The organism is Microvirga mediterraneensis (assembly GCF_013520865.1).
Taxonomy (GTDB): domain Bacteria; phylum Pseudomonadota; class Alphaproteobacteria; order Rhizobiales; family Beijerinckiaceae; genus Microvirga; species Microvirga mediterraneensis.
On record NZ_JACDXJ010000001.1, the window covers coordinates 2,977,008 to 2,991,618 of the forward strand.

The following is a 14,611-nucleotide window of genomic DNA, read 5'->3' on the forward strand; positions in this document are numbered from 1 at the left end:
AGGATGGCACCGTTGTTCACACTGAAGCATTCGACCAGCGGCAAAGGGCGGCTTGGCGCTTTGGTGCTAGGCGTGATAAAGGCCCCGCAGGTCGGTAGAGGCTCCCCCGGGGGCGGCAGAAGGTTTGGATCCCATGAGCGCGAGTGAAGCGGCACACAGCCATCTCTCCAACAGCTTTTTCTCGGCCAGCCTGGCCGACAGCGATCCTGAGATCGCCCGCGCCATCGGGCTCGAACTCGGCCGCCAGCGCGAGGAGATCGAGCTGATCGCCTCCGAGAACATCGTCTCCCGCGCCGTCCTGGAGGCCCAGGGCTCGGTGATGACGAATAAGTATGCGGAAGGCTATCCGGGTCGCCGTTACTATGGCGGCTGCCAGTTCGTCGACATGGCCGAGGAGCTCGCCATCGAGCGGGCCAAGCGCCTGTTCGACTGCAAGTTCGCTAACGTCCAGGCCAATTCCGGCTCGCAGGCCAATCAGGCCGTGTTCATGGCCCTGATGAAGCCCGGCGACACCTTCATGGGCCTCGATCTCGCCTGTGGCGGCCACCTGACCCACGGCTCCCCGGTCAACATGTCCGGCAAGTGGTTCAACGTGGTGAGCTACAAGGTGCGCGAGAGCGACCAGATCATCGATATGGATGAGGTGGCGGAACTGGCCCGCACCCACAAGCCGAAGGTGATCGTCGCCGGCGGCTCGGCCTATTCCCGCTTCTGGGACTTCGCCCGCTTCCGCGAGATCGCCGATGAGGTCGGGGCCTTCTTCATGGTCGACATCGCCCATTTCGCCGGTCTCGTGGCCGGCGGCGCGCATCCGTCGCCGTTCCCGCACGCCCACGTGGTCACCACCACGACTCACAAGACCCTGCGCGGTCCGCGCGGCGGCATGATCCTCACCAACGAGGAGGACATCGCCAAGAAAGTCAATTCCGCGATCTTCCCCGGCCTCCAGGGCGGCCCGCTCATGCATGTGATCGCCGCGAAAGCCGTCGCCTTCGGCGAGGCCCTGCGTCCCGAGTTCAAGCTCTATGCCCGCTCGGTCGTCGAGAACGCCAAGGTCCTGGCCGACACCATGCTGGCGAACGGCTATGCCATCGTGGCCGGCGGCACGGACAACCACCTGATGCTGGTGGACCTGCGCCCGAAGAAGCTCACCGGCAAGGCGGCGGAAGCGGCCCTCGGCCGCGCCCACATCACCTGCAACAAGAACGGCGTGCCCTTCGATCCCGAGAAGCCGATGGTCACCTCCGGCATCCGTCTCGGCACCCCCGCCGCCACCTCGCGCGGCTTCGGCGTGGCCGAGTTCAAGCGCGTGGGCGAGCTGATCGTCGAGACCCTCGACGGTCTTGCGAAGCACGGCGACGAGGCGAATGCCTCGGTCGAGGAATCGGTCAAGCAGCGCGTTCATGAACTGACCCGCCGCTTCCCAATCTACGCCTGAGGTTTAGGCTGATCCATGCGTTGCCCCTATTGCGGGAGCCTGGATACCCAGGTGAAGGATTCCCGCCCCACGGACGATTCCTCGTCCATTCGCCGTCGCCGCATCTGCCCGGATTGCGGCGGCCGATTCACAACCTTCGAGCGCGTGCAGCTGCGTGAGCTGACCGTGCTGAAGCGCTCGGGACGGCGGGTGCCTTTCGACCGGGACAAGCTCCAGCAATCGGTGGAGGTCGCGCTCCGCAAGCGTCCCGTGGACCCGGAACGGGTCGAGCGGATGATCAACGGCATCGTCCGCCAGCTCGAGAGCATGGGCGACGGCGAGGTGCCGAGCGAAACCGTGGGCGAACTCGTCATGGAAGGCCTGAAGGGCCTCGACGACGTGGCCTATGTGCGCTTCGCCTCCGTTTACAAGAACTTCCGCGAAGCCAAGGACTTCGAGGAAATTCTTGGCAAACTGGCTGAGAGCGAGGACGATCTTCCGCCGCCGCCGAAGAAGAAGCGCGCTCCGAGCGAGCCATGAACGCATCGGGGGCGGCAGGGCGGCCATTCGACCGGGGCAGCCGGGATGAGCGCCTCATGCGCTTGGCGATCGCTCTCGGCGAGCGCCATCTCGGCCTGACATGGCCGAACCCGTCGGTCGGCTGCGTCATCGTGGACGAAAGCGGCGACTTTCCGGTCATCGTCGCCCAGGGCGCCACCCAGCCGGGCGGTCGTCCCCATGCGGAGCGCATGGCCCTGGCCGCCGCGGGCGAGCGCGCCCGGGGTGCCACCCTGTACGTGTCCCTCGAACCCTGCTCGCATCACGGCAAGACCTCGCCCTGTGCCGATGCCGTGGTCGAAGCGGGTGTTGCCCGGGTAGTGTCGGCTCTTGAGGATCCCGATTCCCGCGTGGCCGGGCTCGGCCATGCCCGGTTGCGGGAGGCCGGGATCGAGGTGGTTGCCGGCTGCCTCGCGAGGGAAGCCCGCCGCGCCCATCTTGGCCATATCACACGCGTCACCCGGGGGCGGCCCGCCGTCACGGTGAAGCTCGCGCGCAGCACGGAGGGCCTCGCCGGTTCGCGTCACGGTCCGCGCCTGCTGCTCACGGGCGAGATCGCCAACGGGAAGGTCCACCTGATGCGCGCCCACGCGGATGCGATCGTGACCGGGGTTGGAACGGTTCTCGCGGACGATCCGCTGCTGAACGTGCGCCTGCCGGGGCTCGAGAGCCGCTCTCCTGTCCGCATCGTGGTCGATACGCATCTGCGCACGCCGCTATCGGCGCGCGTGGTCGCCGGAGCGCGGGAGATCCCGACCTGGATCATGACCAGCGTCGCGGCTCCGGTCGAGGCGGAGTGGGCCCTGGCCGCCCAGGGCGTGGAGGTCCTGCGGGTTTCATCGGATGTAAGCGGCCGCGTCTCCTTGCCCGAAGCCCTGCAGCTTCTCGGCACCCGCGGCCTCACGCGGATATTCTGCGAAGGCGGCCCCGAACTGGCGGATGCGCTGGCCGGAGCCGACCTCGTCGACGAACTGGTCCTGATCACCGGTCGTTCGGCCAGGGGGCAGGGCGATGTGCCGGCTCTCGGCCTCTCGCTGCAGGACCGGATGGATTTTCTCGTTTGCCGGGCCGAGGAGCAGATCGGCCCCGATCTTTTCATGTTCTGGGAGAGACCCTGATGTTCACGGGTATCGTCACCGATGTCGGTGAGATTGCAGCTGCCGAGGGCGCTCAGGGGACCCTGAAGCGCCTGCGTATCCATTCGTCCTACGATCCGGCCACCATTGCGCTCGGCGCCTCCATCGCCTGCGGCGGTCCCTGCCTGACCGTTGTTGCGGTCGGAGCCCGCGAGGGCGGTTGCTGGTTCGACGTGGATGCGGCCGCCGAAACCCTGGACCGCACAACCGTGGGCGACTGGCGGGCTGGCACCAGAATTAACCTGGAACGGTCCCTGAAGATCGGCGACGAGCTCGGCGGCCATATCGTGACCGGGCATGTGGACGGGGTCGCCACCATCGTGGCCAAGGAATCGATCACCGCGGGCGACGATCCGTGGGGGCCGACCGCCCGCTTTACCATCAAGGCGCCGCACGCGCTGGCGCCCTTCATTGCCGAGAAGGGCTCCGTCTGCCTCGACGGAACGTCGCTCACGGTCAATTCCGTCAACGACGACATGTTCTCCGTGCTCATCATCCCCCATACCCTCACGGTCACCACCTGGGGCGACCGGCAGGTGGGCGACAAGCTCAATCTCGAAGTCGATCTCATGGCCCGCTATGCCGCGCGGCTTGCGGATGCGCGCCGGGCGGAGTAGGGACGTTTAACTTTCCTCGACATAGCCCTCATCCTGAGGAGCCGCTGCAAGCGGTGTCTCGAAGGACGAGGGCGCCTCCGGTGCTCTCTGGACTCTCCTTCGAGACGCAGCTCCGCTGCTCCTCAGGACGAGGGCTGAGATGCTATTGGAACTCTGAACGGATTTCTCATGGTCGCGCCTTCCGATAAGCCGAAAAGTCCCCGTCCGCCGGTTCCCGGCGCCCGCATCCTGGTCGTCGAGGCCCGGTTCTACGACGATATCGCCGACGAGCTCCTGCGCGGCGCCAGGGGCGCCGTCGAAGAGGCGCAGGCCACCATGGACGTGCTGACCCTCGACGGCGCGCTCGAGATCCCCGCCACCATCGCCATCGCGCTCGACGCGGCCGATAAGGCCGGGAAGCCCTACGATGCCGTCGTGGCCCTCGGCTGCGTCATCCGCGGCGAGACCGGGCATTACGACATCGTCGCCGGCGAGAGCGCCCGCGCCCTCATGGACCTGTCCGTCGCCCGCAGGATCCCGCTCGCCAACGGCATTCTCACCGTGGAGAATGACCAGCAGGCCTGGACCCGCGCGAGCGTGAATGAATTGAATAAGGGCGGCGGAGCGGTGGATGCGGCTCTGGCCGTGCTGCGCATCAAACAGAAACTGGAGGCCTGATCATGACGAAGCCAGCAGAGCGCTCGGCCGCTCGCCTCGCTGCCGTCCAGGCCCTGTATCAGATGGACGTGTCGGGCAAGACCGTGCTCGATGCGCTCGCCGAGTTCGAGGCCTTCTGGATCGGCCGCGAGGTCGAGGGCATCGAGTTCCAGCCGTCCGACAACACCTTCTTCCGCGACATTCTCTCGGGCGTGGTCAAGAACCAGCGCGAGATCGACGTGAAGATCGACAGCGCGCTCGCCACCGACTGGCCGCTGAAGCGCATCGAGGCCGTGCTGCGCGCCATCCTGCGCGCGGGCGGCTATGAGCTCATGTTCCGCAAGGACGTGCCGGCCCGCGTCGTCATCACGGAATATGTCGACGTGACCCACGGCTTCTACGGCGAGGACGAGCCCGGCCTCGTCAACGCGGTCCTCGACAAGCTCGCCCGCGAGGTCCGTCCGGGCGAGCTCGAAAAGAAGGCGGCCGGCCAGGGCAAACGGTAGGAATCATGCGGGCGAGGGCGGTCGGCCGATGAGTTCGAGAGAACGCCCCGGCGAGGACGGTCTCATCGCCCGCTACTTCGCGCCCATCGCCGGAGAGGGCGGCCTGGGCCTCACGGACGATGCGGCCCGCATCACTCCGGAGCCGGGGCATGATATCGTCCTCACCGTGGACGCCCTGGTCGAGCGCGTCCATTTCATGCCCGAGGATGCTCCCGGGTCCATCGCCCGCAAGGCATTAGCCGTCAACGTCTCCGACCTTGCCGCCAAGGGCGCCGATCCGGCCGGTTTCCTGCTCAGCCTCGCCCTGCCCGAGAATTGGACCGAAGACTGGCTCGCCGCCTTCGCGGCCGGCCTCGGCGAGGCGGCGCGGGATTTCGCCTGTCCGCTCCTCGGCGGCGATACCGTGAAGACCGCCGGACCCCTGACCCTGTCGGTCACGGCCCTCGGCGAGGTTCCGACGGGCCGCATGGTCCGGCGAACGTCAGCCCAAGTCGGCGACCTGATCTGCGTCACCGGCACCATCGGCGACGCGGCCCTGGGCCTGAGGCTTCGGTCCGAGCCGGCCTGGGCCGAAACCCTGTCCCCGGACGAGCGGGCCCACCTCGCCGACCGCTATCTGCATCCGCGACCGCGTCATCGTCTCGCCGCCGCCCTGCGCGACCATGCCGGCGCCGCCATGGACGTGTCGGACGGCCTTGCAGGCGATCTCGCCAAGATGATGCGGGCCAGCGGGACGAGCGCCCTCATCGATGCCGATCAGGTGCCGCTCTCGGGCGCTGCCGCGAAGGCGATCCAGGGTTCGCCGGAACTGCGCGACCTCGCCCTGACCGGCGGGGACGACTACGAAATTCTCTGCACTGTCCCGGAAATGAATCTCGACAGGTTCCGGAAAGAGGCCGATAGGGTCGGGATCACCCTCTCCGTGATCGGCCGAGTCGTCTCAGGACATGACCTGTCCGTCTTTCGGATGAACGGTCGCGAAAGACGCTACGATGTCGGCTCCTACCAGCATTTCTGATACCTCCTTCCACATGGCTGCCAGTGACGCCATCGCCAAGCGCAATGCCGTCGTTCTCGCCGTCGCGATGGCGCTCGGCGGCTCCAGCCCGGCCATCGTCGTGTCCCTCGGCGGCTTGGTCGGGCAGTCGCTCGCCTCGAACAAGGAACTGGCAACCCTTCCCGTCAGCCTGCTCAATCTGGGCCTCGCCATCGGCACCATCCCGGCCGCCATGCTGATGCGCAGGGCCGGGCGGCGCCTCGGCTACATGGTCGGCGCCGGCATCGGCCTCGCCGGCGGCTGCCTCGCCGCCTTTGGGATCGCGGCGTTCAGCTTCCCCCTGTTCTGCCTCGGGACCCTGATCATCGGGAGCTACGGCTCCTTCAACCAGAGCTACCGGTTCGCCGCGACCGACGCGGCCTCCGAGGCTTTCAAGCCGAAGGCGATTTCCTGGGTGATGACAGGAGGCCTCGTGGCTGGCGTGATCGGGCCGCAAACCGTGATCTGGACAAGGGATGCGGTCGAAGCGGCCCCCTTCGCGGGAGCCTTCCTGGGGCAGGCGACACTGGCGATGCTCTCGATGATCGCCGTATCCTTCCTGCGTCCCGCCCCCTTGAGCATCGCGGCCGCGAAAACGGGCGGACGTCCGCTGGCCGAGATCGTGCGTCAGCCCCGTTTCATCGTGGCCGCCGCGAGCGGTCTCGTCTCCTACAGTCTCATGACCTTCATGATGACGGCGGCGCCCCTGGCGATGATCGGCTGCGGCCACCCGGTCGGCGCTGCGGCGCTCGGGATCCAATGGCACATCCTGGCCATGTTCGGGCCGAGCTTCTTCACCGGCCGGCTGATCGCGCGGTTCGGCAAGGGACCGGTGACGGCTGCAGGCCTCGTGCTGATCGCGCTAGCGGCCATGGTCGGCCTGTCCGGCATCGGCATCGCCCATTTCTGGGCGGCTCTGATCCTGCTCGGGCTCGGCTGGAATCTCGGCTTCATCGGAGCCACGGCCCTGGTCACCGACTGCTACCGCCCCGAGGAGCGCGCCAAGGTCCAGGCGGCCAACGACCTCCTCATCTTCGGCTCGGTCGCCATAGCGTCCTTCTCGTCGGGCAAGCTCCTGAGCGCCGGCGGCTGGGAGAGCGTGAACTGGCTGGTCTTCCCACCGGTCGTCGTCGCTCTACTTCTGCTAGCTTGGCAGCAGAAGGCTAAGCTCATCGCACCCGCTTAAAGTATTAAGGCCTTCCTGTGGGTTGAGCCGGTAGGATTGTTGCGTACTGCCTAGTTTTTTGCCACCAAATATAAAGTTCGCTGGGGGTAGGGGCCATTCGAGGCCGAGAAACGGGCCTTGAGGAGCGGCTTTCTGCTTTCCCATAACAAGGATGGCATGATGGCACTCACCCTAATTATCGTGGGCGGCGTTCTCTCGATCGTCTATGGCTTCTGGGCCATTGGCGACGTGATGAAGCGGGACGCCGGTTCTCAGCGCATGCAGGAGATCGCCGGTGCGATCGCCGAGGGCGCGAAGGCCTATCTTCGCAGGCAATACGCCACAATCGCCATCGTGGGCGTCGTCCTGTTCGCCATCATCGCCTATTTCCTCGGAATCCGGGTCGCCATCGGCTTCGCCATAGGCGCCGTTCTCTCGGGAGCGGCAGGCTTCATCGGCATGAACGTGTCGGTCCGGGCGAATGTCCGCACGGCCCAGGCGGCCACGCAGTCGCTCGGCGGCGGTCTTGATGTCGCCTTCAAGGCGGGCGCCGTCACCGGAATGCTGGTCGCGGGTCTCGCCCTTCTCGGCGCGGCGCTCTACTACGGGTATCTCACCCGGATTGCGGGCCTGAACCCCTCCGACCGCGTGGTCATCGACAGCCTGGTGGCTCTCGGCTTCGGAGCCTCTCTGATCTCGATCTTCGCCCGGCTCGGCGGCGGTATCTTCACCAAGGGCGCCGACGTAGGCGGCGACCTCGTGGGCAAGGTCGAGGCCGGCATTCCCGAAGACGATCCGCGCAATCCGGCGACCATTGCGGACAATGTCGGCGACAATGTCGGCGACTGCGCAGGCATGGCGGCGGACCTTTTCGAGACCTACGCGGTGACCGTGGTCGCCACCATGGTGCTCGCGGCGATCTTCTTCGCCGGCCAGGCAACCCTCGACACCATGCTGATGTACCCGCTCGCCATCGGGGCGGCCTGTATCGTGACCTCGATCATCGGCACCTTCTTCGTCAAGCTCGGGCAGAACGAGTCCATCATGGGCGCGCTCTACAAGGGCCTGATCGCCACCGGCATCCTGTCGGCGGCGGCGATTGCCCTCGTCACCTGGCAGATGATCGGTTTCGGACCGGTCGCCGGCGCCGAGTTCACGGGGCAGGCCCTGTTCTGGTGCGCGGTCATCGGTCTGGCCGTGACGGCGCTGATCGTGGTGATCACAGAGTACTATACCGGCGTGGGCTTCCGTCCCGTCCGCTCCATCGCGCAATCCTCCGTCACCGGCCACGGCACGAACGTGATCCAGGGGCTTGCGGTCTCGTTGGAAGCCACGGCCCTGCCGACGATCGTGATCATCGCGGGCATCATCGTGGCCTTCAAGCTCGCCGGCCTGTTCGGCATCGCGATTGCTGTGACGGCCATGCTTGCTCTGGCCGGCATGATCGTGGCCCTCGATGCCTTCGGCCCGGTGACGGACAATGCCGGCGGCATTGCCGAGATGGCGGGCCTGCCGAAGGAGGTCCGCAAGTCGACGGATGCCCTTGATGCGGTCGGCAACACCACCAAGGCGGTGACGAAGGGTTATGCCATCGGCTCCGCGGGCCTGGGCGCGCTGGTGCTGTTCGCGGCCTACACCTCCGACCTGAACTACTTCACGCAGAACGCCGCGCGTTATCCGTACTTCCAGGGCGTGGCGCCGAACTTCTCCCTGACCAATCCCTATGTGGTGGTCGGCCTGCTGTTCGGCGGCCTCATCCCGTTCCTGTTCGGCGGCATCGCCATGACGGCGGTCGGCCGGGCGGCTGGCTCCGTGGTTGAGGAAGTGCGCCGTCAGTTCCGCGAGAGGCCGGGCATCATGGCCGGGACGGATCGTCCAGACTATGGGCGCGCCGTCGACATGCTGACCCGCGCGGCGATCAAGGAAATGATCGTGCCGTCACTCCTGCCGGTGCTGGCACCCATCGTGACCTACTTCGTCGTCTACTGGGTCGCGGGCAAGTCCGAGGCGTTCTCCGCCGTAGGCGCCATGCTGCTCGGCGTGATCGTGACAGGGCTTTTTGTCGCCATCTCCATGACGTCGGGCGGCGGCGCGTGGGATAATGCCAAGAAGTCGTTCGAGGATGGGTTCACGGATGCGTCCGGCACGACCCATCACAAGGGCTCGGAGGCTCATAAGGCTTCGGTCACGGGCGACACCGTCGGCGACCCCTACAAGGATACGGCGGGCCCCGCCGTGAACCCGGCGATCAAGATCACGAACATCATCGCCCTGCTGCTCCTCGCGATCCTCGCGCATTCGTAAGGGCATCGGGCGGCAAAGAACTTCAAGCCCGCGGCAGGAGCCGCGGGTTTCCTTTTTGAGGCACAACGCAAAAAAAATGGCCGGGACGGGCCCGGCCATATGGAATGCCTTTGCCGCCAGGGGATCAGCTGAACGGGTTGAAGCTCGTCATGCCCCTGAAGATCTGGCCGAGGAAACTGGCCTCTTCGCCGCCGGCCGGAGTGGTGCGGCTGATGAAATCGAAGACCTTTCCGTCCTGGAGGCCGTAAAGCGCGACGCGCTCGACCCTCAGCCCCTTGTCGAAATAGACGGCGGTCACCTGCTGGTCCACCACCTGCTCGCCCATGAACTGGAGCGTCCTGCGGGATTTCTGGCTGATGTAATACCAGTTGCGGTTGCCGACGGTGGATACCGTAGAGGGTGTTCCGAGGGTCTGGAGGACTTGATCGGCGCTCATCCCCTTCTTCACCTGAGCAAGCGCGCGCTCATCCACGACATAGCCGCGCTGGAACTCTTCGCCCATCGTGCAGGCGGCCACGGAAGAGGCGAGAACGGTTGCAGTAGCCAAACGCACCAAAAGGGTATGATATCGACGCATCGTACGGTTCTTCCAGAAATGCGGCGCGGATAAGCTTGCGCCTACGGATGGTGATGGCGTAACCCGAGGCTAGGATTTTGACAAGCTTGGAAGGGCAGAGCCGTGATCTTCAGTCTCTTCCGCAAAGACCCTCGGCGAGCCACCATCGCGACGCTCTACAAGAGAATCGCGACGGCATCGCGCGTCCCTGGGCTCTATGCGGCACTTGGCATTCCGGACACATTGGAAGGGCGCTTCGAGGCCCTGTCCCTGCATATGGTGCTGGCCTTGCGGGCCCTGCGCCAGCTCCCGCACCCTGCGGATGAGGTGGCCAAGGATCTGACGGACGCCTTCTTCCGGGACATGGATGCCTCCTTGAGGGAAATGGGCGTCGGCGACACGGTGGTGCCGAAACGCATGAAGAAGGTTGCGGAATCCTTCTACGGGCGGGCTCATGCCTATGATACACCTCTCAATGGCGGCGACGAGGCGGGTCTGGCGCTTGCTCTCGGCCGCAACGTCTATGGCAGCGAGGCACCGGCCGCTCCCCTGGCGCGTTATGCATTCGCAGCCGATCGGGGATTGAAGACGGTGGATCTGGACGCGCTTCTAGAAACAGGCCCCAATTTCCCTGAACCTGAGACCTTTGCTTAAGGAGGCAAGCTGATGACACCCGAAACCGTGGGCCCCTTGTCGCGGCTGATCGACGTCATGAGAATCCCGCCTCGCGGGCAGGAGGTCCATGTAGAGGCAACGGCCGAGGAATGCGCTGCCCTGGCGCAGGATTTTGGGCTGCCGGGGATCCGGGCTCTTTCCGGCGATTACCAGCTGAAAGCTTCCGCCAAGGGCATTCACGTCACGGGTGTAGTTAAGGCCTCGATCACGCAGATTTGCGTCACCTCCCTGGAGTCCTTCGATTCGACGATCGAGGAAGAGGTCGAGGTCGATTTCGCGGAACCGTCCGGGATGCCGGCGGAGCCCCCCACCGATATTAACGAATATGAGCCCCCGGACGAGATCGTGAACGGCCAGATCGACCTCGGCGCGCTCACGGCCGAGTTCCTGGCTCTCGGTCTGGATCCCTATCCGCGCAAGCCTGGAGTTGATTTCAGCTACCGGGATTCCTCGGATGCGAAGGATTCGCCTTTCGCCGCCTTGAACAGGCTGAAGGGGAGCGAATAGGGGCTGGCGGCATCGGTCCTCAACGCATATCTGCACGTTACGTAAGGTAGTCGCAGGCCAGAGAATTCAGTTGCGGAGCGACCGCAAACCGCTATTTTCCGCCCTCTGTTGAATGACTTAAAAGAAAGAACAATCCTTTATGCCGAAGCCGGTGCGTATATCGCTTGATGCGATGGGGGGCGATCACGGTCCTTCCATCGTGGTCCCGGGCGCAGCCTTGGCCTTGGAGCGCCACCCGGATCTCCGTTTTCTGATGTTCGGCAATGAAGCGATTGTTGCGCCCCTCCTGAACGCTCATCCCAAGCTGAAGGAAGCCACTGAGCTACGCCATACCGATATCGCCATCGCGATGGACGAGAAGCCCAGCCAGGCCATCCGGATGGGACGGGGGAAATCGTCCATGTGGCGCGCCGTCCAGGCCGTTCGGGATGGGGAAGCGGATGCGTCCGTCTCGGCGGGCAATACCGGGGCCCTGATGGCGACAGCCAAGGTCTGCCTCAAGACCATGGCCCATATCGAACGCCCGGCCATCGCCTGCATGTGGCCGACCATGCGGGGCGAGAGCATCGTGCTTGATGTCGGCGCGACCATCGGGGCGGATGCGGGACATCTGGTCGATATGGCGATCATGGGCGCCGCCATGGCGCGCATCGTGTTCGACCTGGACCGCCCGACGGTCGGGCTCCTCAATGTCGGCACGGAAGAGATCAAGGGAATCGAGGCGGTCAAGGAAGCAAGCCGGATCCTGAAGGAAGCGAACCTCCCGCACCTGGATTATCGCGGCTTCGTCGAGGGGGACGATCTCGGGAAAGGCACGGTCGATGTGGTCGTGACCGAAGGATTCACGGGCAACATCGCTCTGAAGACCGCCGAGGGAACGGCCAAGCAGATCGCTCAATACCTGCGCTCGGCCATGAGTCGAACCCTGATGGCGAAAATCGGCTATTTGTTCGCGAAACAGGCCTTTAACGCTCTGCGTGACAAGATGGACCCCCGCAAGGTGAATGGCGGCGTCTTCCTGGGCCTCGAAGGTGTCGTCGTCAAAAGCCATGGCGGCACGGACGATCTCGGCTTCGCCAGTGCCATCGATGTCGCCTACGACATGGCGCATTTTGAATTGATGAACACAATCCGGAGCATGCTCGACCATGACCCGGTGGGCCAATCGGCCTGAGGAAGGCGCATCTTGAAACGCATTCGTTCCGTTGTACGCGGCGTCGGCTCGTATCTGCCTAGGCGCAAGCTGACAAACCAGGACCTCGAGAAGCTGGTGGAAACCTCGCACGACTGGATCGTGCAGCGGACCGGCATCGAGGAACGCCATATCGCCGAGGAAGACGAGACCACATCCGTCCTGGGGATCAAGGCGGCGGAGGCGGCCTTGGCCGATGCGGGGCTTCGCGCCGACGATATCGATCTGGTCATCTGCGCCACCTCGACGCCGGATTACACCTTCCCGTCGACCGCCACGATGATCCAGACCGGCATCGGCATGACGCATGGGGCAGCCTTCGATCTCCAGGCCGTCTGCACAGGGTTCGTCTATGCGGTGGCGACGGCGGACAAGTTCCTGCAGTCCGGTTCGCACAAGCGAGCCCTCGTTGTCGGCGCCGAGACATTCTCCCGCATTCTCGACTGGAACGACCGGACCACCTGCGTTCTGTTCGGCGACGGAGCGGGGGCCATCGTGCTGGAGGCCCAGGAGGGAGAGGGCACGTCCTGCGACCGCGGCGTCCTGACCTCCCACCTCCGGTCCGACGGCCGCTACCGGGACAAGCTCTACGTCGATGGCGGTCCGGGTTCGACCAAGACGACGGGCGTTCTGAAGATGGAGGGGCGCGAGGTCTTCAAGTTCGCCGTTGGCATGGTGGCCGATGTCGTACAGGATGCCTTCAAGGCGACCGGCACGAGTGCCGAGGATCTGAAGTGGTTCGTACCGCACCAGGCCAATAAGCGCATCATCACGGCGAGCGCCGACAAGCTCGGCATCGCACCGGAAAAGGTCGTCATTACGGTCAACAAGCACGGCAACACGTCGGCGGCATCGATCCCTCTCGCGCTCGATACCGCTCGAAAGGACGGGCGGATCAAGGACGGAGATCTCGTCATGATCGAGGCGATCGGCGGCGGCTTCACCTGGGGCAGTGCGCTGATCCGCTGGTAGTCCACCGGCAGAAGGAATCGACTCTGGTGGTATCCGGTCTACCGACCTTGGCGGTTGACCATAGGGAGCCATCTGCATAGCGTCGTCCTGGACGACAAGACCAACGAACTCATTCGCGCTGGGGAGCTCAATGGCTGGCAAGACGATAACGAGAGCGGATCTGAGCGAGGCCGTCTACCAGAAGGTGGGGCTCTCGCGGACCGAATCGGCTGAATTGGTGGAGCGGGTCTTGGCCGAAATCTGCGACAGCCTTGCCTCCGGTGAGACCGTCAAGCTGTCGTCCTTCGGGTCCTTTATCGTGCGCAGCAAGGGCGAGCGCGTCGGCCGCAATCCCAAGACCGGCGTCGAGGTTCCGATCGATCCCCGCCGCGTCATGGTTTTCAAGCCTTCCAACGTCTTGAAGGCGCACATCAACGGCGAGACCTTCGAAGGCGAGGATTGATCCGGCGATGGCGAGCGGCGTCATGGACAAGAGCCCCGACGCATTCCGCACGATCAGCGAGGTCGCCGAGGACCTCGATGTTCCTCAGCATGTGCTGCGCTTCTGGGAGACGCGTTTCAGCCATATCAAGCCGCTGAAGCGCGGCGGGGGACGGCGCTACTACCGCCCTGACGACATTGACCTGCTCAAGGGGATCCGCCACTTCCTCTACGGCGAAGGTTATACGATCAAGGGCGTGCAGCGGATCCTGAAAGAGGAGGGGGTCCGCTTCGTCCAGGCGATCGGGCGCGGCGAGCAGAGCGTCTCCTCGCTTCCTGCCGGGGCCGGTCAGGCCGCCGCCGAGGACGTGGCGCCCTCCCACGGAACCCACCTTTACGAAGAAGATGATACGGACCCCATGCCTCTTCGGCAGGGCCTGTCTCCGGAAACTCTCCGTGGGCTCCAGGCTGCCCTTGAGGAACTCTACGAGTGCGACCGAGTGCTGTCCTCCTTGAAGGGCACGGGCGAGGTCCCGGCGGTCGAGTAAGAGACCGCCTGGAGCCGGAGAAATCCCGTCTGGTGCGGCTTTCTGGAACGATTGCATTCAGCGCTTGACAGAGGGCAGGGCCGCCCTTAAACCGCCCTCACACCGCTTCGGCGGTCAAATGCGCGGGCGTAGCTCAGTCGGTTAGAGTGCCGGCCTGTCACGCCGGAGGTCGCGGGTTCGAGCCCCGTCGCCCGCGCCACTTTCCCTCCCGAAAATCAGGTTCGATAGGGCTCCGGACGAAGTCTCCCGGAGCCGATGGCCCGTTGCAGCGGCCGGGCTTTTCCTCTGAAGCGACCTTTCCGGCAGGAATGCGCGTTCTCCCTCCGGTTTCGGAGCGTTTGGCGTAGCTGGGCGTTATCGACGGTA

The 14,611-nt window shown here is 65.0% G+C and carries 16 protein-coding genes and 1 tRNA gene; 16 read left to right on the plus strand and 1 reads right to left on the minus strand.

Annotated features, from left to right (window positions below):
- The first annotated feature begins 133 nt into the window (after positions 1–133).
- The 9 genes from glyA (at position 134) to H0S73_RS14120 (ending at position 9,375) form a co-directional block, all read left to right on the plus strand.
- A complete protein-coding gene (gene glyA, locus H0S73_RS14080; protein ID WP_181052748.1) occupies positions 134–1,438 on the plus strand; it encodes a serine hydroxymethyltransferase in 1,305 nt (434 codons plus the stop codon).
- Between the two features lie 15 nt (positions 1,439–1,453).
- A complete protein-coding gene (nrdR, locus tag H0S73_RS14085) occupies positions 1,454–1,957 on the plus strand; it encodes a transcriptional regulator NrdR (protein ID WP_181052749.1) in 504 nt (167 codons plus the stop codon).
- Positions 1,954–3,093 carry a bifunctional diaminohydroxyphosphoribosylaminopyrimidine deaminase/5-amino-6-(5-phosphoribosylamino)uracil reductase RibD gene (gene ribD, locus H0S73_RS14090; protein ID WP_181052750.1) on the plus strand — a complete coding sequence of 380 codons (1,140 nt, stop codon included), beginning with the start codon at positions 1,954–1,956 and terminating at the stop codon, positions 3,091–3,093. The genes nrdR and ribD overlap by 4 nt, the downstream gene beginning before the upstream one ends.
- On the plus strand, positions 3,093–3,728 hold the full coding sequence (locus tag H0S73_RS14095; RefSeq protein ID WP_181052751.1) for a riboflavin synthase: 636 nt from the start codon (positions 3,093–3,095) through the stop codon (positions 3,726–3,728). The genes ribD and H0S73_RS14095 overlap by 1 nt, the downstream gene beginning before the upstream one ends.
- A 168-nt stretch (positions 3,729–3,896) precedes the next feature.
- Positions 3,897–4,385, plus strand: a complete 489-nt coding sequence (ribH, locus tag H0S73_RS14100) for a 6,7-dimethyl-8-ribityllumazine synthase (protein WP_181052752.1) — start codon at positions 3,897–3,899, stop codon at positions 4,383–4,385.
- A 2-nt stretch (positions 4,386–4,387) separates the two neighbouring features.
- On the plus strand, positions 4,388–4,870 hold the full coding sequence (gene nusB, locus H0S73_RS14105) for a transcription antitermination factor NusB (protein WP_181052753.1): 483 nt from the start codon (positions 4,388–4,390) through the stop codon (positions 4,868–4,870).
- A 28-nt stretch (positions 4,871–4,898) separates the two neighbouring features.
- The gene (thiL, locus tag H0S73_RS14110; protein WP_181052754.1) at positions 4,899–5,888 is read left to right on the plus strand and encodes a thiamine-phosphate kinase; all 990 of its coding nucleotides are present in this window, start codon (positions 4,899–4,901) and stop codon (positions 5,886–5,888) included.
- Between the two features lie 13 nt (positions 5,889–5,901).
- The gene (locus H0S73_RS14115) at positions 5,902–7,092 is read left to right on the plus strand and encodes an MFS transporter (RefSeq protein ID WP_246388898.1); all 1,191 of its coding nucleotides are present in this window, start codon (positions 5,902–5,904) and stop codon (positions 7,090–7,092) included.
- Between the two features lie 156 nt (positions 7,093–7,248).
- Positions 7,249–9,375 (plus strand): sodium-translocating pyrophosphatase, encoded by a 2,127-nt coding sequence (locus H0S73_RS14120; protein WP_181052756.1) that lies wholly within the window; start codon positions 7,249–7,251, stop codon positions 9,373–9,375.
- A gap of 124 nt (positions 9,376–9,499) precedes the next feature.
- Here H0S73_RS14120 and H0S73_RS14125 read toward each other — a convergent pair whose 3' ends face one another.
- Positions 9,500–9,952, minus strand: coding sequence for an outer membrane protein assembly factor BamE (locus tag H0S73_RS14125; protein WP_181052757.1), 453 nt, complete (start codon positions 9,950–9,952; stop codon positions 9,500–9,502).
- Positions 9,953–10,054: 102 nt separating this feature from the next.
- Here H0S73_RS14125 and H0S73_RS14130 point away from each other — a divergent pair, with 102 nt between their 5' ends.
- The 7 genes from H0S73_RS14130 to H0S73_RS14160 all read left to right on the plus strand — a co-directional run bounded on the left by H0S73_RS14130 (position 10,055) and on the right by H0S73_RS14160 (position 14,444).
- Positions 10,055–10,585: a ubiquinol-cytochrome C chaperone family protein gene (locus tag H0S73_RS14130; RefSeq protein WP_181052758.1), complete on the plus strand. Its 531-nt coding sequence runs from the start codon at positions 10,055–10,057 to the stop codon at positions 10,583–10,585.
- Positions 10,586–10,597: 12 nt separating this feature from the next.
- The gene (locus tag H0S73_RS14135; RefSeq protein ID WP_181052759.1) at positions 10,598–11,113 is read left to right on the plus strand and encodes a YceD family protein; all 516 of its coding nucleotides are present in this window, start codon (positions 10,598–10,600) and stop codon (positions 11,111–11,113) included.
- 139 nt (positions 11,114–11,252) lie between these two features.
- Positions 11,253–12,287 (plus strand): phosphate acyltransferase PlsX, encoded by a 1,035-nt coding sequence (plsX, locus tag H0S73_RS14140; protein ID WP_181052760.1) that lies wholly within the window; start codon positions 11,253–11,255, stop codon positions 12,285–12,287.
- Between the two features lie 12 nt (positions 12,288–12,299).
- Positions 12,300–13,277 (plus strand): beta-ketoacyl-ACP synthase III, encoded by a 978-nt coding sequence (locus tag H0S73_RS14145; protein ID WP_181052761.1) that lies wholly within the window; start codon positions 12,300–12,302, stop codon positions 13,275–13,277.
- A 130-nt stretch (positions 13,278–13,407) separates the two neighbouring features.
- Positions 13,408–13,719: an integration host factor subunit alpha gene (locus H0S73_RS14150; protein ID WP_181052762.1), complete on the plus strand. Its 312-nt coding sequence runs from the start codon at positions 13,408–13,410 to the stop codon at positions 13,717–13,719.
- A 7-nt stretch (positions 13,720–13,726) separates the two neighbouring features.
- Positions 13,727–14,245 (plus strand): MerR family transcriptional regulator, encoded by a 519-nt coding sequence (locus H0S73_RS14155; RefSeq protein WP_246388901.1) that lies wholly within the window; start codon positions 13,727–13,729, stop codon positions 14,243–14,245.
- Positions 14,246–14,367: 122 nt separating this feature from the next.
- Positions 14,368–14,444: transfer RNA gene (locus H0S73_RS14160), tRNA-Asp, on the plus strand.
- Positions 14,445–14,611 lie beyond the last annotated feature (167 nt).